Here is a 24,358-nt window from a genome sequence, read left to right as displayed (position 1 = left end):
CGTCATGTTCAAGCTTTCAACCCTTTCGAAGCTGTCCGGCCTGGTCGCTGTGTGCGGTCTGGCGTGGGCGACGACGATCACGCTTACCAGCGCAAAATCCAGCGACGTCGATCAATTGCGGGCTGCGATCGTGTTCAACGTGCTGCGCTTTATCGAATTTGCCCCGGAACAAAGAGGGACGATCGATTTTTGCGTCGCGCCGGACGCCGACGGATACGAAGCGTTCCGCTCGTTCTCCGGCCGCCGGGCCGGGTCGCGCATCGTATTGGTCCGAACCGCGCGCGATGGTTCCTATTCCGGCTGTGATGTGGTCTATCTCGATTCCAGTGGCCGCGATCAGATTCAGCGCGCTTCGGCTCGTGGGCGTCTGGTGATCGGGGGTGGCCGCCGGTTCATCGACAATGGCGGCACGGTCGGTCTGGTGCAAAGCGGCGGTCAGGTGCGTTTCCAGCTGAACCTGGTCGCGGCATCGAACAGCCAGCTCACAATCAGCTCGCGCCTGATACGATTGGCGTCAAAGGTCGCCCGGTGATGGAGGGCCCGTCGCGCGGCAGTCTCGCGAACATGCGATTCAAGACCAAGCTGACCGTGACAAGCGCCATGCTGGTGTCCGTGGCGTTGTTGCTGGCGAGCCTCGGCCTGATCGGGATGCAATTTCTCACAGAGGGCCGTCTGGCGTTGCAGCGGCACAATCAGATCACGCAGGTCATCGCATCCAACACCGGCCCCGCGTTGATGTTCGCAGATCCGCAAGCCGCGCGCGAGAACCTGATGTCGATCAAGGGGATCGAGGATGTCGCATCGGTGTCCGTCTTTGCGAACGATGGGACGCTGTTCACGTCTTATGAAAATTCCGCGGCCGGTCTTGGCGATGATACCGATCAACTGGAAACCGTTCGCAGAATGGTGACGGTCGATGGAGAGCGGCTCGGCTGGGTTGAAATGAAGGTCAGATTGCGGTCGTTCAGCGATATCGTCGCCGAAACCTGGACGGCGATCCTCGTCCTGTTTTCGCTGTGTCTGATGATATCGATGGTCGTCGCGCGAAAGATGAACAAGGTGGCATTCGCGCCGATCGGCCGATTGAGCGACGCTATCCAGAAGTTCACGATCTCCAATGACTACACCATGCGGCTCGAGGCGGAACTGGACCCGGATTTTTCGCTGATCACCGATAATTTCAACCGGATGGTGGAGACCGTTGCAAGCCGCGACGAGGCCCTGGTCGAAAAGGCCGACGAGCTTACCGTCGCACTCGATCAGGCGGAGGCGGCGAACGTCGCCAAGTCACAGTTTCTTGCCAATATGAGTCATGAATTGCGCACGCCCCTCAACGCGATCATCGGATATGCCGATGTTCTGCTTGAGGAATTGCAGGGGGCGGACAATCAACGATCGCTCGAAGATGTCGGCTGGATCGCGAGCTCGGCACAGCAATTGCTGGAACTGATCAATTCCATTCTTGATTTGTCCAAGATCGAAGCGGGTCGGATGGATGTGGATATCCACGAGTTCGATGTGGCAAGTATCATGGGCGAAGTTACCAAGATGCTGGAACCGATGGCCGCCCAACGCGGCAATCGTATACATTTGCAGATTGCCGAGGACATAGGGATTGCGAAATCGGATTCGGTCAAGCTGCGTCAGTCGCTGCTAAATCTGGGATCGAATGCTTGCAAGTTTACCGAAAATGGCCGGATATTCATTCTGGCGCGGCGAGATAGCAGCGATCTGGTCGTTTCCGTTTCGGATACGGGCATCGGGATGAGCGAAGAACAGGTCGACAGGCTGTTCCAACCTTTCAGCCAGGCCGATGCATCGACCACCCGCCGGTTTGGTGGCACCGGGCTCGGTCTGACCATTACCCAACGGTTCGCCGAATTGCTCGGCGGAACGATCGAGGTCGAATCCAGCGCTGGCGTCGGTTCGACCTTTACCATCAGGATAAAGGCCGACCTCGATAGCGTGCAAGCACTGACCGATTCCGGTAGCGAACTGGCCCCCGCCCGTGTCCCCGAAGATGTTGTCACGTCCAACACCGCCGAAGTCGACGGCTCAAAGCTGCTGGCTGTGGTCGTCGACGATGAACCTAGCGCTGCCAAATTGCTTGAACGCATGGCCATTCAAGCCGGTTACGCCACGGCGGTGGCAAACGACGGGGAAAAGGCGTTGGCTCTTATCCGAAAACATAATCCCGCGATCATTCTCCTGGACCTCGCCATTCCGCAGGTGAACGGGTTCGATGTGTTGAAAGAATTGCGCAGCGATCCGCAGCTTTCCGCGACGCCTGTGGTCATCGTGTCGGTCAATGACGATCGCAGGGCCACCATCGACGCGGGCGCGTGCGAACACCTCATCAAACCGGTCAGCCGTTCCGAGGTGACCGGGGTGCTGGCGCAATATGCCACGCGCCGGTCGGGCAAGATTCTGATCGTCGATGACGATGAGGCAACGACGCGAATGTACGGCCGCGGCATGGAGCGAGCGGGATACACGGTCAACGTAGCCGTGAATGGCCGGGACGCGCAGGCTTTATTGCGCGCCAAGGATTATGATTTCGTGATCACCGATCTGCGCATGCCGGAATTCGATGGTCACGATCTGATCCAATGGATCGCGGAATTTTCCGATCGTCCCAAACCGCTCATCTTCGTGGTGACCGGCAAGGCGATGAGCAACGAGGACGCAAGCGAACTGCAAAGCAAGGTGCAAAGCGTATTGTTCAAGCACGGCCTCAGCCCCAGCCATCTGGCCAGGACGCTGTCGAATTTCGATACCAGCAGACCCAGAGGAGTGGCGGCATGACCAAGACATCACTCAGCGAAGCGGATCGCCAGAAGGTGATGGTGCTCGTGGTCGACGACATGGCGGCCAACCGTTCGGTCCTGTGCCGCCAGCTGGAATTGCACAAATACAACGCCATGAGTGTCGACAGCGGCGAAGCGGCTCTGGAGCTGCTGACCCGCATACGGCCCGATATCATGCTGCTGGATTACATGATGCCGAACATGAACGGCATCGAGGTCCTGCGGCACCTGCGCGCGGATCCGGCGACGGTCGATCTGCCGGTCATCATGGTCACTGCCCGCGCCGAAAATCAGGCAACGGTAGAAGCGCTCGAGGCAGGGGCGGATGATTATGTCACCAAGCCGATCGATTATGTGGTGCTGCGGGCCAGGATCGATTCCCAGCTGCAGAAACAGGGGAATGCCTCAGATCTTCGCATGTCGAACGCGGCTCTCGATGAGAAGGTGACGATGCGAAACCTTGTTCTCGCCGATCTGGAAAGCGAACTGAAATCCGAAATTGCGCTGCGGCTGAAGCACGAACAGGAGTTGGCAAAGCGATCGGCGAGATCCATTCAGAGCCCTCCGTCCAAGACCCTTGCCGATCTTCCGTTGGTCGAGATCAATCAAAAATTCAATGTCGTGTTCGATAGCGTCGTGGCCGGAAAAACGCCCAATCTTGCGTTGATTTATGAGCTGAAAGAGCTTTTGAATCAGCTTGTTATCGAAGGAAGCTAGTCCGGAGGGTCACCTCTGGCGCACCGTTGCACTGCGAGAGGGATGTTGCCTCTGGAAAAATTGCGCGGTGGGGGGCAGGGGGGGGGTGGGTGCGCTGAGCAAGCAAATCAGCCTACCCGTTCCGGTGTTTCCATGCGTGGCCGGACGCAATCCGTCTGCTCGTGATGATGGATGTCCGTTTCCGGTTGTTTTTGCGGAACGTCGAAGAGCTCCTGTCGGACCGTGGGGGCGACATCTGCCATGAGGCAGTAATGCTTCGGTGGAGCAGCTTTGGCCGCGATATCCTCGGTGGACATTCGTCTCCAGCGGATCAGACGAATGCAAGGTTTTCGCCATCGGGGCGCGCACTGTCAGGATGCTCGACATCCGTGGGGACTGGATTTCTGCGAGCGAAATCGGACATTCGCGGAAGCAGAACACGGGCCGCTACGCAAACCAGCGCGCCGGAAATTCGCACTCGCCATTTCGACGAAGAGAGCGCGCAATGCTGCGCTTCAGAAAAATACAGGCGCTTCAGGATTTTGCCTTTCGACACGCAACGTCCCAATCTTGGTTTAATTCCGAACGTCATCGTGTCGGTAAGCAAATATGAAAGACCCGCCGCTCAGCCGTTCTGGTCGATTGGCCGAACCTCATGGCGCAAGAACCGAGCGGGGAAGGGCGCACGCCGCAAAACGGAGGGCGGTTTGCGTCCGACTGACAGCTCCGATTGCTTTGTTATCTGGATTTGGAAGGCCGGGAATCCTGGGTGCCTTGTATTGCGGAGCGGGACGAATTGGGGCGCGGGAAGCCTGCCTGATCGCTTTCTGCTTCACCTAATCGGCATCGCCCGCAGCGGAGGCGCAGGGGGCAAGCGTGTTGCAAAAGTCGAGTGTATCCGGATCATTCGCAGGTGACTGACCGATGTGCCCGTGGCTCGCAACCTCCCGCGCGGGGATCGTTGCTTACCGGGCCAGCACGGACAATGTGCCGGCGCTGAACTGCAGATCGTAATTCTCCGAAACCATCAACGTGCCGCGAAGGATGGCGTAATCCCCCTTGCGCGCGGCCATCGGATCGGTCGTGAGCGCGCCGGTCATCACGTCGCCGTTCACCAGATTGCCGCGGTGATCGTGTAGCCGAGCGGCGGAATGCCCGCCCCTTCGAGGCGGATGCCATCATCCGCCGCCACGTAGAGCACGCGCTTGTTCACGGTCAGGGCGCGGTCGTTTCCATCCGCCTGTAATTGAGTCACGCTATAATTGGCGCCTGCGTCGAGGCCGGCGCCCGTCACGCGGAACTGTCCGACATCGCTCCGTATTCCCGCATCACTCGTCCAGTCCGCCGTTCCCGACAACCGATCGCCATTGGCAAGGCCGATGACCGTCACATCGCCGGAAAGCAGGGGATTCGCGTCCCCGTAAATCCGCTCTGCCGCATCGGCGCCATACACAATGGTGAGCGGACGCGGGGCGATGCGCAACACGCCGTTGCCGATGGTCAGATCGTAATTTTCGCCGGCGGACAACGCGCCTGCGTCGATGACATATTGCCCGACATCGCTTCGGACGTTCGCGTCTGTCGCGAGTGCGCCGTGAAGCGTGTCGCCATTGACCAGGCCGCCATGGATCACGCTATAGCCGAGCTGCGGGTTCGCATCGCCGTAAACGCGGAACTGGTCGTCGGCGACCACCGTGATCGCGCGTTTGGCGATGGTCAGCGCGGTCGCATTGCCCGCGGCCTGAACGGTGTTCAGCACGTAATTGCCCCCCGCCGACAGCCCCGATCCGGTCACTCCATAACGGCCCACGCCGGACAGGTCGGTCGCATCGCTGTGCCATACGGCCGTGCCCGATAGTGCATCGCCGTCAAGAAGGCCGCCCACCGCGACATTCCCGCCGAGCGCCGGCCCGGCGTCGCCATAGATGCGGCTTGCCATGTCGGCGGTATAGGTCACGGTGAGCGCACGCGGGGTAATGGTCAGCGTCCCGCCGCGAAACAGAACCGCGTAATTCGGCCCCGCCGTGAGCGTACCCGCGCCGATGGCATAGCGGCCCACGTCGCTATCGCCGCGGGCGGAGGTAAAAAGCGCACCCCGCAAAGCCTCGTCGGCAACAAGGCTTCCTTCGGTAATGGCATAGGTGAGGGCCGGATTGCCGTCGCCATAGATGCGCGTGATGTCGTCCGCCGTGATAACAAGCGGGCGCGGGGTAATGGTCAGGCTCCCCACCGTCCCGCCGATCAGATCGTATCCCAGCTGTCCGGAATAAAGGCCGTCCATCCCGATGGCATAGGTGCCGGCATCGGTCCTGCCGATCAATCCGCCCTTTACCGGCCCGGCGCTCAAACCGCCTCGCAAGGCGTAGCTTACCCCGGCGAGCTGGGCCGTGCCATCATAGACGGCGGAGCCTTGGCCCGTGACGTCGACCACCGCGGGCGTCAAAAACACCTTGAGAAGCGGGGCCGTATAGCCTTCGTAAATGCGCCACACCGCGTCCTGCCCGCCGACATTGTCGAGGCTCCAGTCGGCGAAGGTCGCCGCCTTCTGCAATTCCGCCGTGGTCTTGCCGACCCCGCCCTGCGACGCACTTGCCGCGATGCCGCTCGTCTCGGTGTTCCAGTACGAACTGGCGATCAGGCGCGATGCGTCCACCCCGACGAGCCCGCCTGTATCGCTTTGCCCGTGCACCCTCCCGCTCGCATAGCTGTTGATGATCGCGGCATTATATGCACCGCCCAGCAGGCCGCCGAGCCGCGACGTGCCCGACACCGTCCCGGAGGCGTGCGCATCGGCGATGGTGCTGCTGTCGACGAGGCCCACGATACCGCCGAGATGGGCGCTTCCGCTGGTCGATCCGGTGGACAGCACCTCCGACACGAAGGCATTGATCGCGCCGCCCGCAATCCCGCCCGCAGCTTCGCCTCCCGATGTGGCGACATCGCTCCACGCCGCGCGAATGGTGCTGTCGCTGAACGCGAAACCGACCAGCCCGCCGACAAAGAAATTGCCCGATACCGAACCCGAAGCATGGGCATTGCGCAGGGTGGAGTTGAAGAACCGCCCCACCAGCGTGCCGACCTGCTCGTTCCCCGCCACTTGCGCATTGATCAATCCGACATTGCCAATCGCCGCGCGTGCCGCCGTGCCGAACAGGCCAACGTTGCTCTGATCGGGGCGTTGAATGGTGAGGCCGGATATCACATGGCCCAGCCCGTCGAACTTGCCGGTAAATTCCGCCGCGCCGCCGCCGATGGGCGCAAATCCTGCGCCGCCGTTCCAGCCTGCGGTGGCCGATGCATCGAGATCGGCACCCAGGGCGTAGAACCCGCCGGGCCGCCCATCGATACCCTGCAGATCGGTTCCGGTCGCCGAACCTGCCTCGCCCAGTGCGGTGATGATCGTATAGGCATCGCCATTGATCGACAGGCCGTTGTCCGTGCTGGTGAAATCGACCCGCCCCCCACGCACGTTCAGCGCGCCATTTTCGGTCAGTACGGCAAGCTTCGCCGTGCCGCCGGCGGTCATCACCGCATCGACGTTCACACTTCCCGCGGCGAGGAGCGTGAGCGTGTTCGCATCCCAGGCAAGCGGAACGGCCACGGTAATATCGCCGGCCTGCGTCCCGCCGCCGCGGGTGGAGATCGTGACGCTCGCGGTCTCCAGCTGATTTTCGAGCGTCGTTGCATTGATGATGCTGTCATTGCCGGGACCGGTGTTCGGGCCGTTCGAAATGGTGATATTGTAAGGGTCGAGGAGGAGATCGCCGGTGCGCCCCGCGACCGCCCGCAGATCGGCGGCGCCGGTATAGGCGAGCAGACGCCGGCCCGACACCTCCGCCATGCCGCCATCGCCGCCGACCCCGCCGCCGCGCGCCGAGATCGTGCCGGCGAAATCGGTGCGGCCGTCGGACCACAGGACGACGCTGCCGCCATGCCCCGTACCGGCGGCGTCGGCGCGAATGACGCTCCGCCCGTCGACCGAGAGGTTTTCCGCCCGGAGCATCGGTCCTTCCCCGTTCCAGTCGCCGCCGATGCGCACGGCCCCGCCGTCCTGCGCGCCGCGAGCCTCCATCCCCGATACGTCGATCGACACGGCGTTCAGGGTGATCGTGCCCCCGCCGGCGACGGTGACGGTGCCGCCGCGCGCCTCGACCTGCCCCATCAGCACGATATTGCCGTCGCTACCCCCGACGCTCGTGGCCTCGCCCGGAAGGTTGACGATATTGCGGGCAAGGTTCTGCGCCTGCGCCATGCCGATCGCGACATGTGTCCCGCGGCAGCAGGAGCAGCAGGCACGCCCAGTTGCAGAAAACCGTCCCCGTGAATGTCGAGGGTCGCGACGCTCGCAGCCCCGATGGTAATGCTGCCGAGCGGTGCGACGATGGTTCCGTCACTGAACACGCTATGGCCGAGCAGGCCTACATATCCACGTTCCCCGACCGTGATGCGGCCATGGTTGACGATGGCGCCGGCCCCCTCGCCGGAAAGCGTTCCGCCGCCCGACATGAATGCCTCGTTCGCGAGGTCCAGCGTGGAGGCGACGATCCCCCGTGCCGCGTGAACCCGTCCGGTCGGCGACAGCCGGATGCCATTGGGATTGACGATGAAGACAGACCCGTTGGCCCGCAATGTCCCGGCGATTTCGCTTCCCGCCGAACCGGTCACGCGGTTGAGGATCATGGCATCGACGCCCGGTTGGTCGAAAACGACGCCGTGACCCTGCGCGATATTGAACCCGGTCCAGTCGATAACGGCCCGCTCGCTTGCCTGCGTGATCGTCATCGTGCCCGACACAGGCGTCCCGATCACGGCATCGCCCGCGACGACGGTGCCGCCGGTGGGCAGGTCCTGCGCCGCGGCGGCGGGCACGGCCATCGTGGGCCACAGCGCGGCGGATACGAAAAGGCGTGCGGTTCTGCTCGGTATCATGATCGGGTATCCATCAAAGCCCGCCGCGCATTCAGAAGCTGCGGCCAAGGCTCGCGGTGAGGCGGACGCCGCCCGCATCGCGCAGCGTGTCCCTGGCATAGGCGACCTCCGCCATGCCGTTCAGCGATCCGGGCAGGACCGCGCGAACGCCGGTACCGATGGACCATGCATCGCCGCGACCCCGTTCCAGCGCGGTCTACCGTTTGAGCCGCCCATGCCCGTATGCGGCCAGGAGATAGGGCGAAACGGCGAAGGACCGCTCTTGTAAAACCGTCCGAGCCAGTTCGCCGCGCACCGTCGTGCCCTCATCGACGTTCAGCGCGCCAAGGCTGTATCCGGCCACCGCATCCTGCGCATCGAGCGAAAATTGCGCAGCGGCGGGAAGCGGGCCGCTCGCGCTGATTTGAGTGCGAAGAAAGAGGCTGCCGCGAAACCCTCTGCCCAGGGGGGAGGAAAGCTCGCTCTCGGCACGCAGCGCCGTATAGTCGGGCCTTGCACCGAGCCGCGACAACGGGATACCGGACGCCGACGCATCGACCGTGCGCGCACCCAGCGCGTCGAGACCTTGCGCAAGGCCGATGCGCAAACCGGCTTGCGTCGCTGCGCCCCGCGATCTGCGCCAGTTCACCGCGAGCGACACCGTGCGCAGCCGATCGCGGCTGAGATCCGTCGCGAATTGCGGCAAGGTCTGTATCTCGCGCACAGCCTCCAGCGACAGATCGACGTCGAGCTGTTCCCGCCGCCGCAGCACCACCGGATAGCGCAACCCCGCCCCGAACCGCTCGAACGTCCCGATAAGCCGTGCGACGTTCGCAGGGGTGCGCGGATTGATATCGGCGGTAATCCCGTCAACATGGAACACCAGCCCGCCGCCACCGATCGGCATGTCGAAACCCGCGCCGAAAATGCGGCGCAGCGGCGACGCGGAGGTCAGCGCCAGATCCGGCGCGGTCGAGAGATAGCCATAGATCCGCTCGCCCGTACCCAACACGCCGTTTATCGCAACAAGGCCGTCGATTTTCGCATTGTCGTAAACATCGCCCGGCCGATTATCGATCGTCACAGTGCCGGAAACAGGTTTCCAGCCTGCCTCCAGAACGAGGCGCGTGCCGCCCGCCTCCTGACCCGCGACAAGAGCGGACCGCAGCGTCACGCCAGCCGCGCGCCCGGCGAGGAGAAGCTGCCGCTCGATCTCCGGCAGCGTGATGCCGGGCCGTTTCACAAGGCGGGTCAGCGGCGCGGACACGGCTCCGCGCACACGGCGAGGCAGTCCGCCGGTATCGATGCCTTCGATAAAGCCTTCGACGATTTCGAGCCGCAGATCCCCGCCATCGGCAAGCGCTTGCGGCGGCACGACGACGCGGGTCAGAATATGGCCGTCACGCGCGAAAATCGCCTCGATCTCCCCGGCGAGCGCGTACAGCCTCGACACTTTGACGCGCACATCGACAAGCGGCGCGACAAGAGCGTCGACCTGTTTGCGATAACGCGGCCGGAGCCCGGCGACATGGATCGAGGACAGCGTGACCGAAAGATCGTCCGCCCGGCCAGGCAACCCGACGATGTCGGCACGTCGCGGATCGATCGTGTCGCGCCCGATTTCCGGTAAAGGCGGTGCGATGGCTTCGGGCACGACCCTGCTCGGCGCGGGGATCGATTGCCCGGTGGCCGAGGATAAGGGCACAGCTGTTCCAAACACCGCGACCGCGAGGGCGGCGGGGCCTCTGTATTGGCGTTTCAAGCTTATCGTCCGTCTTTTTGTCGGCGCCGCTGTATGCCCAAGACATAAAAAACTCTTTATCGTCAGATTAGGGGAGCGTCGGCGGCCGCCACGCATTTCCGTTGTTCACGTATCCGGGCACTGTGCCGAAAACATGGTATTGGCAGGACATCGCAGGGTGCAGGGTTCGACATGCACAGCGCTAATGGGGGAAGCGGGAGTGCTATTTCGCAAGGGCCGCTTTTGGACAAAGCCGCAAATCCCGATGGCCTGAAGAATAGATCGGGACGAGGCCAATGCGCAAAACGGACAGCGCTCCACTTTCGACGAACAGCTCCATTCGACAGGTTCTCCGCCGCGGTGCGTCATCGAAACCACCCCTTATTTTATGAGGCGTCTCTATCTGAGTTTTCTTGCTTAATCGGATGCTGCGCTGCACAATCCCGGCATGCGAATAGTCGTGATCGATGAAAGCCGGGCGAGGGCTACGATAATCGAGGAAGGGTTACAGGCGTTCGACGATGCCGAAATCTTCGTCCTCACCGACCGGCTGGCTTTGCTGGCGCGGATTGCCGAGATCGACCCCGACATCGTGATCATGGACCTCGGCAATCCGGCCCGCGATGTTCTCGAAGAGTATTTCGCGGTCAGCCGCGCGCTGGCCCGCCCCATCGCCATGTTCGTCGACGAAAGCGACGACGACGCGATTGCGGCGTCGATCGATGCCGGTGTTTCGGCATATGTCGTCGATGGCCTGTCGGCGCCGCGCATACGGCCGTTGCTGGATCTCGCGGTCAGGCGGTTCGATGCGTTCTCTCGTCTCGAAGACGAGCTCGCCCAGGCGCGTGGCCAATTGCACGAGCGCGAGGTGGTGGATCGGGCCAAGCGCATCTTGATGAACGAGAGGCGATGCTCGGAGCCTGAAGCCTATGCCGAATTGCGCCAGAAGGCGATGAGTTCGAACAGGAGGATCGCGGCCATAGCAGAAGCGGTGGTCACCGCGCACGAGTTGATGAAGGGCGGATGATGAGCGAAAAACTGACGATTGGATTCCTGCCGCTGGTCGATGCCTGCCTGCCCATTCTCGCACGTGAACTGGGCTTTGCCGAGGCCGAAGGGCTCGACCTGACGTTGACGCGCGACGTCACGTGGGCGACCGTGCTCGACCGGCTTCTCTATGGCCATACGGATGCAGCCCATTTGCTCGCGCCTCTTGCCATTGCCACGACGCTCGGCCGGGGACGCCCGGCGCGCCCGATCGCCGCACCATTCGTGCTCGGCCTCAACGGGAATGCGATAACCTTCAGGACGGATCTGGCCGATGCCGTGTGGCCGCAGCCCGGGCTGGGTGAGCCTGCGCAATTGGGTGCAGCACTGGCGGAGGTGGCGCTGGAACGATGTGCGCAGGGGCGGCCCTTGCGCTTTGGCGTGGTCCATCGCCATTCCTCGCACAATTACATGCTCCGCTACTGGCTGTCCGCGTGCGGCATCCGCCCGGACAAGGTCGTGGAGATCGTGACCATCGCCCCGCCTTTCAGCGCGGATTCGCTGGCAAACGGGGAGATTGACGCATCGTGCGTGGGCGAACCGTGGAATTCGGTCGCGGTCGAACGCGGTGCCGGCCGCATCGTTCTTGCCACCGCGCAGATATGGCGGCGCGGTGTGGAAAAGGTTCTCGCAATGCGGGAGCCGCGCCTTGCCGACCGCCAGCCAGCGATCGAAGGGTTGATCCGCGCAATGCGCCAGGCGGGCCGGTGGTTCGTCGATCCGGCAAACCGCCAGCAGGCCGCAGCCATTCTCGCCAGGGCGGAATATCTCGATGGGTCGGCCGATATCGTGGGCCGGGCGATTTCCGATCAATTGGTCCTGACGGTCGGTGCTTCGCCGATTTCCTACCCGGATTTCATGTACCAGTACGATGAGGCCGCCAATTTCCCGTGGATCAGCCAGGCGACGTGGCTTTATACCCAACTCGCGCGTTGGGAAGGGCTGGCCTTCGATCCCGTTCAGGCAGGCAGGGCGGCCGCGGTATTCCGGCCCGATGTTTATCGCCGCGCCCTCGAAGGCACGGGCGACCTTCTGCCCGGCGCGAGTTCGAAGGTCGAGGGTAGTCTGGTGAGGCCGCTCGCTGTCGGCGCGCAGCAGGGACGAATAACACTCAGCGCGAACGGTTTTTTCGACGGAAACATCTTCGACCCGGACCGGGCGGAGGACTATCTGCAGAAGCAACTGCACATCTGAAAGCAATATTGCCGGCCCAACCGGCCAACAAGGTTTTTGTTGCATCGCAATATCGAATCGCGTAATATTGTGCGCAAGCCGGTGGTGCCCAATGTGCGGGCATCGTTTTATCCGGCACGAAACTCCGAAAATGCGTGGCAACGATGCCGCCCGACCGATCCGATCCGGATCGCACGTCGTGGCGGTTTTTTTGCGTGCGCTGCCGGCAGCATCGCCGGGTGGAGTGGGGAGAGATCGACCGAAGTGACAGGCTGCAGGAGGGATGTCCGTTGCGAAGCACTATTCTTGGAGTATCATCGGCCGCGCTACTCGCGACGCCCGCCATGGCCGAGGAGCAACCGCTCGGGCCGGTCGCGATTGCCGAGGGAATAACGTTCGATCCGATCCTGACCGCTCTGCTTCGTTACGAGGGTGTGGAGCAGGATAACGTCCCGAACGATGCCGATGCGGTGACCGTCCGCGTACGGGCCGGGGCGGAGGTGAAGGCGGGAATCGTGTCGGTCCTGGCCGAAGCCGAGGGCACGCTGGCGCCCGTCGACAGGTACAACGACACATTGCCCTTCAACGGGATCGAACCGTATCCGGTGGTCGCGGATCCGGAAAATTTCGAACTGAACCGCCTGCAGATTGCGGTGATGAAGGAGGGAACCGGCGCGATACTGGGCCGCCAGCGCATCGTTCTGGACGACGCGCGCTTCGTCGGCAATGTCGGCTGGCGCCAGAACGAGCAGACGTTCGATGCAATCCGCGCACAGACGCGGGCGGGGCCCGTCGCGCTCGATGCCATCTACGCCATCAGCCAGCGCACCATTTTCGGCGTCGACAGCCCGAACGCGCATTTCGATGGCGATTTCGTCTTTCTGAATGCCGGAACGAATATGGCGGGTGTCGACGTGGGCGGGTTCGCCTATCTGATCGATTACGATACGCGCCCGGTCTTTTCCAGCCAGACCTACGGATTGCGGGTCGCCGGCAAGATGTCCCTCTCCGGCCTCGATCTTTCAGCCGAAGGGAGATTTGCCAGCCAGTCGGATTATGGCGCGAACCCCGTCGCTTACTACGGCCGAATTCTACAATGTCAGGCTGGGCGCGAAGATTGCGGGTGTCGGCGTGGTTGCCGCTTACGAGGAATTGGGAAGCGACGGGGGGATCGCCGCATTCCAGACGCCGATGGCCACGCTCCACGCGTTTCAGGGATGGGCGGATATCTTCCTCGTCACACCCGCGAACGGCATTCGCGACTACCATGGAACGCTATCATACGATTTTGACGGGATCCTGCCGGTTCCGGGCGTGAGGGCCGCGCTTACATACCATCGGTTCGAAAGCGATTTGGGCGGTATCGACTACGGCTCCGAATTCGATGCTTCGCTCGGCGTAAAACTGGGCGCCGTCGCGCTGCTGGCGAAATACGCCGATTACCGTGCCGACGCTTTTGCCGTCGATACCCGCAAAGTCTGGCTGCAAGCCGAAATTTCGTTCTGACTGAGGAGGGCCAATCATGTCGACATCGTTCAATCTGTTTTCATTCACAGGCAAGATGCGCACGCTGCATTTTACCTGGTTCGCGTTCTTCCTGACGTTCGTCGTCTGGTTCAACCTCGCGCCGATGCTTCAGGCGATCCAGGAGACTTTCGACCTGACCAAGGATCAGGTGACCACGCTCCTGATCCTCAATGTCGCGCTTACCATACCCGCGCGCATCGTGATCGGAATGCTCACCGATTTCTACGGCCCGCGAAAGGTCTATTCGGCGCTGCTGGTCGCCGCGGCGATACCGTGCTTCGCCTTTGCGCTCGCCGAAACTTTCGTTCAGCTTGCCGTGGCGCGTTTCGCGCTCGGCTTCATCGGCGCGGGCTTCGTCATCGGCATCCGAATGGTTTCCGAATGGTTTCCTGCCAACGAGCTGGGGACCGCAGAGGGCATTTATGGCGGATGGGGCAATTTCGGTTCTGCCGCCGCGGCCTTTACCCTGCCCACCATCGCCCTGCTGTTCGGGGGCGAGGACGGATGGCGCTGGGCGATCGGCCTGACCGGCGCGATGGCGATGGTCTACGGTTTCATCTATTATTTCAGCGTGCGGGACGTGCCGGAGGGGTCGAAATACTTCAAGCCGCGCAATGCCACCGCGATGGAAGTGACGTCGCAAGGCGATCTGTGGCTGCTGCTGGTGATGAAAATCCCGCTCTACCTCGCCCTCGGCGCGACGGCATGGCGCCTGACCAATGTCGGCATCTTCAGCGACAGCACCGCACTCGCCGTCTATATCGGCCTCGCCATGCTGTATGCGTATGACGCGATCCTGGCCATCCGCGCCAACAGCAGCCTCTTCACTGCGGAGGTTCCGGAATTTCAGCGGTACAAGTTCAAGCAGGTGGCGATCCTCAACGTCCTCTATTTCGCGACCTTCGGGTCGGAGCTTGCCGTTGTCTCGATGCTTCCGCTGTTCTTCGCCGACACGTTCGCCCTGTCGGCGGTGGTCGCGGGGATGGTCGCATCGGCCTATGCGTTCATGAATTTGATGTCGCGCCCCGGCGGCGGCCTGTTGTCCGACCGGTTCGGCCGCAAATCCGTGCTGCTGATCCTGACCGGGGGCCTTGCGATCGGCTATGCCTTGATGGGCATCATCGATGCGGCCTGGCCGCTATGGCTGGCGGTCGTTGCTGCCATGGCCTGCTCTTTCTTCGTGCAGGCGGGCGAGGGCGCGGTGTTCGCGGTGGTTCCGCTCATCAGGCGTTCGCTGACCGGGCAGATCGCGGGCATGACGGGCGCATACGGCAATGTGGGCGCGGTCATCTATCTTATCGTCTATTCGGTGGTGGACGCCTCGACCTTCTTCTTCGTCATCGCCGGCACCGCGGTTGTCGGTTTCATCGCGCTTCTCTTTCTGGAAGAACCGACCGGTGAGATTGCCGAGATTGACGAACACGGGACGGTGACCATGATCCAGGTCGGGCGAACCGTGGGCGAACCGCAGGCCGTGTGACGTTTCGCGGATGATGTAACGATTGCGAGAGGGAACGGAGTTTGGCCAGCACAGACCTGTCGGCAATGCCGGACCAGTTCCCCTCGCAGACTTTGCGTGCCGTCATCGGCGGTTACAGTGCCGCCGGTTCGAAGCTGCGCAACGACGACGCGATCGCCGGAAAAGTGCCGGACGGGGCTGCGCAGCGGCACTTCAAGGGTATTGTCGCCTGTATTGCGGACGGCCTGTCGAGCGCGCGCAACGCCGATCGCGCGGCGCAGCTCGCCGTCCTGCAATTCACGCGCGATTATTATGACGCGCCGGAAAGCTGGACGGTTCAGAATTGCGCCGCCCGCCTGCTCGCGTCACTCAGCAGCTGGTTCCATTCGCAGAACCGCTCCGGCAATGCCGACAGCGAAGGCTTCGCAACGACCTTCACCGCCATTGTGGCGCGTTCGACCACCGCGCATATCGTGCATGTCGGGGACACGCGCTGCTATCGCCTCAGGGGCGGCTACGGCTCACCCTGCTGAGCGAAGATCATACCGCGCCCTATCTTGGTGAGACCGATGTCCTGACGCGGGCACTGGGTCTCGATGCGAACGTCCGCGTCGATTATCGGCAGGAACCGATGCGCGCGGACGACCTGTTCGTTCTCACCAGCGACGGCGTCCACGGTTCGCTTTCCCATGATGCCATTGAAAACATGCTGCGCGAAGCCGCCCCGCGAGACCGGGCGGAGATAGAACGCGCGGCTTCCGGCCTGTGCGACGCCGCGCTGAAGGCGGGCAGCACGGACAATGTCTCGTGCATCATGGTCCGCATCGAGGATCTGCCTTCCGAAACCCTGTCGGAGGCGTATGGCCGGTTGACGCGCCGGGCCATTCCGCCGGTCCTGGCAATCGGCAATCGCCTCGACGACTGGCGTGTCGTGGAGGTGCTCCACAGTTCGGCGCGCAGCCATGTCTATCTGGTCGAGCGCCCGGATCGTGAGGGTCGCTACGTCCTCAAGGCACCATCGGCCAATTTCGCCGACGATTTGCGCTATCTCGAAGGTTTTGCCGTCGAACAATGGGTCGGCCGCCGAATTCGCAATACGCAGGTCATGCAGGTGCTTCCCGCGCAGGATACCCGGTTCTTCTATTTCGTCGCGGAACATGTCGAAGGGCGGACGCTGCGGCGCTGGATGATGGATCGCCCAGAGCCGGCGTGCGACGACATCCTGCCGCTCGTCGCGTCGATCGTTTCGGCCGTTCGGGTGTTCCACCGGATGGAGATGGTCCACCGCGACCTGAAGCCGGAAAATATCATCGTGGCGGAGGATGGCACGGCGAAGATCATCGATTTCGGTTCCGTCCAGGTTGCCGGATTCGCCGATCTTCAATCGGCGGAGATCGCGCAATGGCCAGAGGGTTCGTTGAACTATATCGCGCCCGAAGTGCTCGCAGGGGAGGCGGCCCAGAATCTCTCGGACCTGTTTTCGATTGCCGCGATCTGCTGGGAAATGCTGACCGGCACCGTGCCTTTCGATCGCGAAGCGAGTGGCAAGCCGCTCGTTTCGGAGCGTGAAAGGACGACGTCCACATTCGCCCGACTGCGTCCGGACATGCCCCCTGCGGTCGGCACGGTCCTCGCGAGGGCACTGTCGCCAGAGCCCGGTGACCGGCAACAGGCGATGTCGGAATTTGTCGGCGAATTGCGCAAGGCGAGCCGCAGTTCCGTGCGCCCCACCGAATTCGTCCCGCTGATCGAACGGGGGTCGAAGGCGATGTGGCGCAACTGGGCCCTGATCGCGACGCTCGTATCGATGGTGATGGCGGTGCTGCTATTCGGCAGGTTCGGTTAGCGCGATCTTCGCGAGGATCTGCCGCAGTTCCGCCTTGCACGATCCGCAATTGGTGCCCGCCGACGTCGCCGCGCCGATGGCCTCCACGCTCTTCAGCTTTTCCGCCTCGACGGCACGCGCGATGGTATTGCGTCCGATGGAAAAGCACGCGCAAACGACGGGGCCAGGATCGGGAACGTCGCCGCGCGCCTGTCCCGCGAGCGCCCAGTTCGCCTCGCTCCCCGGCAGCCCGACGAGGAAATCCCGCATCAAGGCGATCGGCTTTCGCGCCACATAAAGCGCGGCGAGCAGGATTTCGCCGTCGAGGAAGGCGATCCTGCACGAACCGCGTGCCGCATCCTGCATGATCTGCGCATCCGCACCGGGAAGTTTGAACAGGCTTCGCGCCCAGTCTTCCCATTTCTCCGGCGTTTCCACACCGGCAAGCTCGGCCCTGTAGCCCGCGCCCGTGCGCGCCCGGGCCCAATATTCGCAATCGGGCGTGAAGCGCTCCTGCGCGATCGCGAAACCATGCCAGCGCGCATCGAACCTTTCGGCACGCACCGTGGCCGCCTTCGTCTCCGGCTGCCCCGAGAGCGGATCGGTTATCGACGGGACCAGCGCATCGATCCGTGACGCGGGCGCGTTTTCCCCTGTCCAGTGCATCGGCGCGAAGAGCGTGCCGGGTCGCACCTCGTCATTCTGACGCAGGCGCAGGATGGCGCTGCCGCAATCGTTCGACAGGCGCACCAGATCGGCGGGTTTCAGGCCGAGCCGTGCGACGTCCTCGCGGTGCACATCCACAAACGGTTCGGGCAGATGCGCCGAAAGCCGAGGCGACAGCGCGGTGCGGGTCATGGTGTGCCACTGGTCACGCAGGCGCCCGGTATTCAGCCGGAACGGCCGATCGGACGACTCGGCAATTGCAGGCGGGCGATGGCGCACCGCGACGATCCGCGCGCGTTTGTCCGCGTGAAAGAACTGACCATCCGCAAAGAAGCGGTCGATCGCGCCGCTCCCGTTTTGCGGCCAGCGCGTGGGGGCCATACGGTCGTAGGCAAAAGCATCCATGTCCGCCATCGCGGAGATGTCGAAGTCGAGCGCCATGCGCCCCGCGATGGCCGACAGACGTGCGTATTCGCCGAAGATTTCGTCCGGACCATTCCACGCGAATGCGTCCGCCCAGCCCATGCGGCGGCCGACCTCTGCCATGATGTGCCAGTCGGGCCGCGTGCTTACCGGCATGGGCAGCGCCGCCCGTTGCCGGCTGATCGTGCGGTCCGAATTGGTGACCGTGCCGGATTTTTCCCCCCATGCCGCAGCGGGCAGGAAAACGTCGGCCAATCGTGCGGTATCGGTTCGCAGCGTGATGTCGGAGACGACCACGAACGGACAGTCGGCGATGGCGCGCCGGATGCGGTCGGCGTCGGGCATGGTCACCGCGGGGTTCGAATGAACGATCCAAAGCGCCTTGATCCGGCCGTCGGCCACGGCATCGAACATGTCGACGGCTTTCAGGCCGCCTTGCGTGGGGAGGGAGCGCGTGCCCCAGAAGTCGCCGACCGCCTGTCGATGCCGGGAATCGGACAGCTCCATGTGACAGGCAAGCGTGTTGGCGAGGCCGCCGACTTCGCGCCCACCCATGGCATTGGGCTGGCCGGTGACGGAAAACGGTCCCATTCCGGGTCGGCCGATGCGCCCGGTCGCCAGGTGACAATTGATGATCGCATTGACCTTGTCGGTGCCGGACGAGGATTGATTGACCCCCTGGCTGAATACGGTGACCGTTTTTTCCGTGCCGATCCACAGATCGTAAAAGGCGGCGAGGTCTTCGCCAGACAGGCCGGTCGCGGCCGGGCTGTCCGCCTTGGCAGCGGCCAGAGCCTCGTCGAGCCCGCGGGTATGGGCATGGACATAGGTGTGATCGACGGCGCCGCGGCGCCCGATTTCGGCGAGCAGGCCATTGAACAGCGCCACGTCGCTGCCGATGGCGAGCGGCAGGTGCAGATCGGCATCGTCGCAGGTCGCGGTACGGCGCGGGTCGATCACGACGAGCTTCATATGCGGGCGCGCCTGCCGTGCGGCGGCAATTCTCTGGTAAAGCACCGGATGGCACCAGGCGAGATTGGAGCCGACCAGCACCACCAGATCCGCCTCTTCCAGATCGTCATAGACGCCCGGCACGGTGTCGGTGCCGAAGGCGCGCTTGTGGTAGGCCACGGTAGAAGCCATGCAGAGCCGCGAATTGGTGTCGATATTGGCGCTGCCGATGAAACCCTTCATCAGCTTGTTGGCGACGTAATAATCTTCGGTGAGCAATTGCCCGGACACGTAAAACGCGGTGGCGTCCGGTCCATGTTCCGCGCGCACATCCATGAAACGGCGGGCGACAAAGTCCAGAGCCGCGTCCCAGTCCGCGTCCTTCCCGTCGATCTGCGGGAACAGCTGCCGCTCGGCCAAGCCCACCGTTTCGCCCAGTGCCGCGCCCTTCGAACACAACCGCCCGCGATTGTTCGGATGCTCCGGATCGCCGCGTACCGACAGTCCGCCATGCCCATCGGGGTTGAGCAGGACGCCGCACCCGACCCCGCAATAGGGGCAGGTGGACCGAACCTCTCCGGCTTCGGGAGGAAGCATCAGGCGGCGGCTTTCTGCGCCAGCGCGCTCACGTCCAGCAATACGCGTCCGGCTTCGATCCGCACGGGATAGGTGGCGATGATGCCCTCATCCGCGCCCTGCGCCTCCCCTGTCTCGAGCGAATAGGTCCAGCTGTGCAGCGGGCAGGTGACCATGCGTCCATGCACGATCCCCTCGGCCAGCGGGCCTTGCCTGTGCGCACAGCTGTTGGACGTGGCGAACAGCTCTTCCTCGCCCGTGCGGAAAATCGCTACGCAGCCCTTCGCCGTCTTCACCATGCGCGCACCGCGCAGGGGAATGTCGCTCAGCGCGCCTACATCGGTCCAGCTCATTCGGCAGGCTCCATCGTCAGATCGGCAAGGGGTTGGAATCTGGCCGCCTCGGGCTCGGTCGCCCGTTCAGCCCAGGGGTCCTTGCGGTAGACCGATTGCGAGAGTTCGAAGCGTTCGTTCAGCGCAGCGCGCTCCGCCGGGTCGGAAAGCACCTCCTTCACCCAGTCCAGCCCGACCTTGTCGACCCACTTGTACGGCCGGTCGAGATATTTGGCGTGCTCGCGGTATAGCTGGACGAAGGCGGCGGTCCATTCGATCGCCTCGTCCTCCGTCGCCACGTCCACGAGGCGCTGCGTCTCGCGCAGGTCCATGCCCGCCGCGCCCGCAACGCCGATCTGGTAGCCGGAATCGACGCAGACCACGCCCACGTCCTTGCAGGTCGCCTCGGCGCAATTGCGCGGGCATCCCGACACGCCGAGCTTCACCTTGTGCGGCGTCCACGATCCCCAGAGCTTCTTCTCCAGCTTGATGCCGAGGCCGGTGGAATCCTGTGTCCCGAACCGGCACCAGTCCGTGCCCACACAGGTCTTCACCGTGCGCAGCCCCTTGGAATAGGCATGGCCCGAAACCATGCCGGCCGCATTGAGATCAGCCCAGATGGCAGGCAGGTCTTCCTTCTTCACGCCCAAAAGGTCGATCCTCTGGCCGCCTGTGACCTTCACCGCGGCATCGTATTTCTTTGCCGCGGCGGCAATCGCGAGCAATTCGTCGGGCGTGGTCATCCCGCCCCACATGCGCGGCATCACCGAATAGGTGCCGTCCTTCTGAATATTGGCGTGGTTGCGTTCATTCACGAAGCGCGACTGCGCATCGTCCTGATAATCGAGCGGCCATTCGGCCAGCAGGTAGAAATTGACGGCCGGGCGGCAGGTGGGGCAACCGTTGACCGTCTTCCAGCCCAGTTCCTGCCACACGGTAGGCTGGCTGCGCAGCTTGCGCGCCTTGATGAGGCGGCGAACGTCCTCGTGCGTGAGATCGGTGCAGGCACAGACCGGCCTGGCGCCGCCCGCGTCGAAACTGTCGCCCAGCGTCACGGCGAGCAATTGTTCGACAAGGCCGGTGCACGTGCCGCAACTGGCCGACGCCTTGGTCCTGGCGCGCAAGCCGTCGAGCGTGTCCGCGTCCGCCCCGATGGCATCCACGATCTGTCCCTTGCATACGCCGTTGCAGCCGCAGATCTCCGCTTCAGGCGGCAATGCTGCAACGGCTGCCAGAGGGTCCGCGTAAGCAGCGCCACCCCCCTGGAATGCCGGGCCGTAGATCAACGTATCGCGCATGTCGTCGATATCGGTCTGATCCTTGATGAGACCGAAGAACCAGTTGCCGTCCGCGGTGTCGCCATACATCACCGCGCCGACCAGGCGATCGTCCTCGATCACGAGACGTTTATAGATCCCGCGCGCCGGGTCGCGGAACACGATATCCTCGCGTCCCTCTCCCTCTGCGAATTCGCCCGCGCTGAACAGATCGCACCCGGTCACCTTCAGCTTGGTCGAAAGTTCGCGCATGGCAAACGCATCGTCCTGCCCCATCAGCGTCCGGGCCAGCACCCGGGCCTGATCATAGAGCGGCGCGACGAGACCGAACAGATTGCCGTCGAACTCGACGCATTCGCCCACGGCAAAGATATCGGGATCGGAGGTCCGCATCTGTGCATCGACCGTGATCGCCTTTCCGCAGCTCAGCCCCGCATCCGCGCCGATCTGCCCGGCCGGACGAATGCCGACCGCCATGCACACGATGTCCGCATCGAGCACGGTGCCGTCTTCGAGCACGACCCGTTCGACCCTGCCATCGCCTTCGATCGCCTTGGTGGATGCCTTCAGCAGCACCGCGATGCCCCGTTTTTCGAGATCCTTCTTAAGTAGATAGCCCGCCGCCTCGTCGAGCTGGCGTTCCATGAGATGACCCATCAGGTGCAGGACGGTCACGTCCATCCCGCGCAGCCGCAAGCCCGCTGCCGCCTCGAGCCCCAGCAGCCCCCCGCCAATGACGACGGCCTTTGCGCCCGGTTTTGCCGACGCTTCGATCATCGCGTTGGTATCTTCCAAATCGCGATAGGCGACCACGCCCGGCAGATCGTGTCCGGGCAAGGGGATGATGAACGGGGCGGAGCCGGTCGCGATGATCAGCTTGTCGTAAGGCACTTCGCCATTCTCGCCGGTCACGACCTTGCGGGCCCGGTCGATCGCCGTAACCTTTTCGCCAAAGCGGCAGGTGACGCCGTGTTCTTCGTACCAGGCCTCGTCATGGGTGACGATTTCGGCAAAGCTTTTCTCCCCCGACAGGACGGGGGAAAGCATGATGCGGTTGTAATTGCCGCGCGGTTCGCCGTTGAACAACGTGACTTCGTAGGGCGCGTCCGCTTCGAACAGATGCTCCAGCACCCGACCCGAAGCCATCCCTGCGCCGATGACGACCAGTTTTTCCATGCCGTGCTCTCCCTTACAGATACCAGGCGGTGATGAAGGCGAGGGTCTCTGCGCGATACACGGGCAGAGCGACCATGCTGCGATAGCCTGCGGGCAGGCCGACCCCGTCGTTGACGATATGCGGAACGCCGGTCCCGAGCACCTGCCCGACCGGGCCCTGCCAGGCGTTGGTCGTGGCGATGTCGACGGGCGGGTTCTGCTTTGGCCAGAGCGGACCTTCCCGCTCGCAGATGCCGTCGACACGTACGGCGCGGCGATGCGGACCCACTCGCTCCTCCCGCGCGTCCCAGATCTCGAACCGCTGGGCGAGTGGCGTGTTGCCCCCCGACAGCAGGGTGATGACGCTCAGTTCGCCGCCGGGGCCCGCCATGGGAATGCCGAGCCCGGTATCGAGCCCAACCTCTTTCGCCACCTTGCTGCGGACAAAGCCGTGCGATGCGCCGATCTCACGCATGAGGACCGGCATGTCGGTAGACCATACTCCGCCGGGCAGGCCATGCCCGCGTGCAAATGCCACGTCTTGCGAGACTTTTTCAAAATCCGTGGCGGACGCGTAATACCCCGCTTGCAGACGAAGGCGGTCGCCGCGCTCGCCCCATACCTCGATCGCGCCGACCTCCGTCTCGGCTTCGCCGCAGAAGATGACGAGGACGGCCTTCAACCCCTTTCCGGCGAAGATCGGCAGCGCAATCGCGCAGGTCATTCCGGCTTCGCGCGCGGCGTCGTGCCGGACGAAGTTCGCCTCGTTCAGGTCGGTCAGGACGATCGGGCTGCCTTGTTCCCAGGCATTGCCCGGCAAGCCCTGCGCCTTGGCGAATACCGTGCGTGCCGTCACCTCGGCGAAGCCATGCGCAGAACCGTGATCGGCCCCGGCCAGCGTCAACACGCCATCGTCCGGCAACCAGATCTCCGCCGCCTTGATGAAGGAATTTGCGCGTTCGCTTATGATGTCACTTGCCGGCATGAAGCACCTCGCGCGATTGGAACTGGTCGACCGGGCAGGCGCCTCGCAGCGCCTCTCCGATCAGAATGACAGCCGGCCCGTCGCGCAGCGCCGATTTCGCCGCCAGCGGCAGAAGATCCAGCCGGGTCAGGAAAGTCAGCCGTTCGGGCAGGCTGGCGTTTTCCACCAGCGCCACCGGCGTATCGCGCGGCAGACCCGCCGCGATCAGCCCGGCCGAGACATGAGCCGCCGCCGCCTTGCCCATATAGACCGCCAGTGTCGCCTGCCGGTCGGCCAGCGCAGCCCAGTCGACATCCGGCACTGCGCCGCGCACGACATGCGCCGTCACGAAGGTCAGCCTCCGTGCGAGGCCCCGCAGCGTCAGCGATACACCAAGATCGGCCGCTGCCGCGCTTGCCGCGGTGACGCCGGGGCAGATCCGGACGGCGATCCCCGCCGCCCGGCACGCCGCCAGCTCCTCCGTTGCGCGTCCGAAGATCGACGGGTCGCCGCCCTTCAGCCGAACCACGCGTCTGCTTACCAGGGCAGCATCGACGATCATCTGGTCGATCGAACGCTGATCTTTCGAATGCCGGCCAGAGCGCTTGCCCACCGAAATGCGTTCGACGCTTGCGGGGATGAGATTGAGGACGCCGATCCCGACCAGCGCGTCATGGAACACGACGTCGGCCGATTGCAAAAGGCGCTCCGCCTTACGGGTCAGCAGATCGGGATCGCCCGGTCCGGCGCCGACAAGCCAGACCGACCCGTCCTGGTTCCAGATGCCGTCACCCGCCATCACGCCGGACAACCGTTCCCGAAGCGTTTCGT

The 24,358-nt window shown here is 63.5% G+C and carries 21 protein-coding genes; 10 read left to right on the top strand and 11 right to left on the bottom strand.

From position 1 onward, the window contains the following. Positions 1 to 4 precede the first annotated feature (4 nt). Genes JD971_RS00320 through JD971_RS00310 form a run of 3 tightly spaced genes read left to right on the top strand, consistent with a single transcriptional unit; the run spans position 5 to position 3,524 of the window. On the top strand, positions 5 to 532 hold the full coding sequence (locus JD971_RS00320) for a YfiR family protein (RefSeq protein ID WP_202085123.1): 528 nt from the start codon (positions 5 to 7) through the stop codon (positions 530 to 532). Beyond that, positions 532 to 2,805, top strand: coding sequence for a response regulator (locus JD971_RS00315; RefSeq protein WP_236672415.1), 2,274 nt, complete (start codon positions 532 to 534; stop codon positions 2,803 to 2,805). Before JD971_RS00320 ends, JD971_RS00315 begins: the two co-directional genes overlap by 1 nt. After that, positions 2,802 to 3,524 (top strand): PleD family two-component system response regulator, encoded by a 723-nt coding sequence (locus JD971_RS00310; RefSeq protein ID WP_202085121.1) that lies wholly within the window; start codon positions 2,802 to 2,804, stop codon positions 3,522 to 3,524. Before JD971_RS00315 ends, JD971_RS00310 begins: the two co-directional genes overlap by 4 nt. A 107-nt stretch (positions 3,525 to 3,631) precedes the next feature. Here JD971_RS00310 and JD971_RS00305 read toward each other — a convergent pair whose 3' ends face one another. From JD971_RS00305 to JD971_RS00280, 6 genes are all read right to left on the bottom strand, one after another. Beyond that, complete coding sequence (locus JD971_RS00305) at positions 3,632 to 3,820, bottom strand: hypothetical protein (protein ID WP_202085120.1); 189 nt, start codon at positions 3,818 to 3,820, stop codon at positions 3,632 to 3,634. A gap of 14 nt (positions 3,821 to 3,834) precedes the next feature. After that, complete coding sequence (locus JD971_RS00300) at positions 3,835 to 4,110, bottom strand: hypothetical protein (protein ID WP_202085119.1); 276 nt, start codon at positions 4,108 to 4,110, stop codon at positions 3,835 to 3,837. Between the two features lie 358 nt (positions 4,111 to 4,468). Next, positions 4,469 to 4,618, bottom strand: a complete 150-nt coding sequence (locus JD971_RS00295; protein WP_202085117.1) for a hypothetical protein — start codon at positions 4,616 to 4,618, stop codon at positions 4,469 to 4,471. Beyond that, complete coding sequence (locus JD971_RS00290; RefSeq protein ID WP_202085115.1) at positions 4,615 to 7,755, bottom strand: MBG domain-containing protein; 3,141 nt, start codon at positions 7,753 to 7,755, stop codon at positions 4,615 to 4,617. The genes JD971_RS00295 and JD971_RS00290 overlap by 4 nt, the downstream gene beginning before the upstream one ends. Further along, positions 7,665 to 8,432: a filamentous hemagglutinin N-terminal domain-containing protein gene (locus JD971_RS00285; RefSeq protein WP_202085113.1), complete on the bottom strand. Its 768-nt coding sequence runs from the start codon at positions 8,430 to 8,432 to the stop codon at positions 7,665 to 7,667. The genes JD971_RS00290 and JD971_RS00285 overlap by 91 nt, the downstream gene beginning before the upstream one ends. Before the next feature lie 196 nt (positions 8,433 to 8,628). Next, positions 8,629 to 10,116, bottom strand: coding sequence for a ShlB/FhaC/HecB family hemolysin secretion/activation protein (locus tag JD971_RS00280; RefSeq protein WP_202085111.1), 1,488 nt, complete (start codon positions 10,114 to 10,116; stop codon positions 8,629 to 8,631). Positions 10,117 to 10,600: 484 nt separating this feature from the next. Here JD971_RS00280 and JD971_RS00275 point away from each other — a divergent pair, with 484 nt between their 5' ends. The 7 genes from JD971_RS00275 (at position 10,601) to JD971_RS00245 (ending at position 17,204) form a co-directional block, all read left to right on the top strand. Next, positions 10,601 to 11,179 carry an ANTAR domain-containing response regulator gene (locus tag JD971_RS00275; protein ID WP_202085109.1) on the top strand — a complete coding sequence of 193 codons (579 nt, stop codon included), beginning with the start codon at positions 10,601 to 10,603 and terminating at the stop codon, positions 11,177 to 11,179. Beyond that, on the top strand, positions 11,179 to 12,393 hold the full coding sequence (locus JD971_RS00270) for an ABC transporter substrate-binding protein (RefSeq protein ID WP_202087177.1): 1,215 nt from the start codon (positions 11,179 to 11,181) through the stop codon (positions 12,391 to 12,393). The genes JD971_RS00275 and JD971_RS00270 overlap by 1 nt, the downstream gene beginning before the upstream one ends. Before the next feature lie 323 nt (positions 12,394 to 12,716). Next, on the top strand, positions 12,717 to 13,664 hold the full coding sequence (locus tag JD971_RS00265; RefSeq protein ID WP_202085107.1) for an alginate export family protein: 948 nt from the start codon (positions 12,717 to 12,719) through the stop codon (positions 13,662 to 13,664). A gap of 61 nt (positions 13,665 to 13,725) precedes the next feature. Further along, the gene (locus tag JD971_RS00260) at positions 13,726 to 13,878 is read left to right on the top strand and encodes a hypothetical protein (protein ID WP_202085106.1); all 153 of its coding nucleotides are present in this window, start codon (positions 13,726 to 13,728) and stop codon (positions 13,876 to 13,878) included. 16 nt (positions 13,879 to 13,894) lie between these two features. Continuing rightward, positions 13,895 to 15,379: a NarK family nitrate/nitrite MFS transporter gene (locus JD971_RS00255; protein WP_202085103.1), complete on the top strand. Its 1,485-nt coding sequence runs from the start codon at positions 13,895 to 13,897 to the stop codon at positions 15,377 to 15,379. A 41-nt stretch (positions 15,380 to 15,420) separates the two neighbouring features. Then, positions 15,421 to 15,891 (top strand): PP2C family serine/threonine-protein phosphatase, encoded by a 471-nt coding sequence (locus tag JD971_RS00250; protein WP_202085101.1) that lies wholly within the window; start codon positions 15,421 to 15,423, stop codon positions 15,889 to 15,891. Positions 15,892 to 15,989: 98 nt separating this feature from the next. Beyond that, positions 15,990 to 17,204, top strand: coding sequence for a protein kinase (locus JD971_RS00245; protein ID WP_202085099.1), 1,215 nt, complete (start codon positions 15,990 to 15,992; stop codon positions 17,202 to 17,204). On the opposite strand, the gene JD971_RS00240 is transcribed toward JD971_RS00245, so the two are convergent. The 5 genes from JD971_RS00240 to cobA are packed head-to-tail and all read right to left on the bottom strand — an operon-like array spanning position 17,184 to position 24,326. Further along, the gene (locus JD971_RS00240; protein ID WP_202085097.1) at positions 17,184 to 19,820 is read right to left on the bottom strand and encodes a nitrate reductase; all 2,637 of its coding nucleotides are present in this window, start codon (positions 19,818 to 19,820) and stop codon (positions 17,184 to 17,186) included. The two genes, JD971_RS00245 and JD971_RS00240, sit on opposite strands and share 21 nt — an antisense overlap. After that, the gene (nirD, locus tag JD971_RS00235; RefSeq protein ID WP_202085096.1) at positions 19,820 to 20,152 is read right to left on the bottom strand and encodes a nitrite reductase small subunit NirD; all 333 of its coding nucleotides are present in this window, start codon (positions 20,150 to 20,152) and stop codon (positions 19,820 to 19,822) included. Before nirD ends, JD971_RS00240 begins: the two co-directional genes overlap by 1 nt. Further along, the gene (nirB, locus tag JD971_RS00230) at positions 20,149 to 22,584 is read right to left on the bottom strand and encodes a nitrite reductase large subunit NirB (RefSeq protein ID WP_202085094.1); all 2,436 of its coding nucleotides are present in this window, start codon (positions 22,582 to 22,584) and stop codon (positions 20,149 to 20,151) included. Before nirB ends, nirD begins: the two co-directional genes overlap by 4 nt. Before the next feature lie 13 nt (positions 22,585 to 22,597). Next, positions 22,598 to 23,548 carry a GAF domain-containing protein gene (locus JD971_RS00225; RefSeq protein WP_371809680.1) on the bottom strand — a complete coding sequence of 317 codons (951 nt, stop codon included), beginning with the start codon at positions 23,546 to 23,548 and terminating at the stop codon, positions 22,598 to 22,600. Next, positions 23,535 to 24,326, bottom strand: coding sequence for a uroporphyrinogen-III C-methyltransferase (gene cobA, locus JD971_RS00220; protein WP_202085090.1), 792 nt, complete (start codon positions 24,324 to 24,326; stop codon positions 23,535 to 23,537). The genes JD971_RS00225 and cobA overlap by 14 nt, the downstream gene beginning before the upstream one ends. Positions 24,327 to 24,358 lie beyond the last annotated feature (32 nt).

The sequence above is a fragment of the Croceicoccus sp. YJ47 genome, from assembly GCF_016745095.1.
GTDB lineage: Bacteria > Pseudomonadota > Alphaproteobacteria > Sphingomonadales > Sphingomonadaceae > Croceicoccus.
Note: the sequence above shows the minus strand (reverse complement) of the source record. Positions and strands in the feature narration are given on the sequence as shown.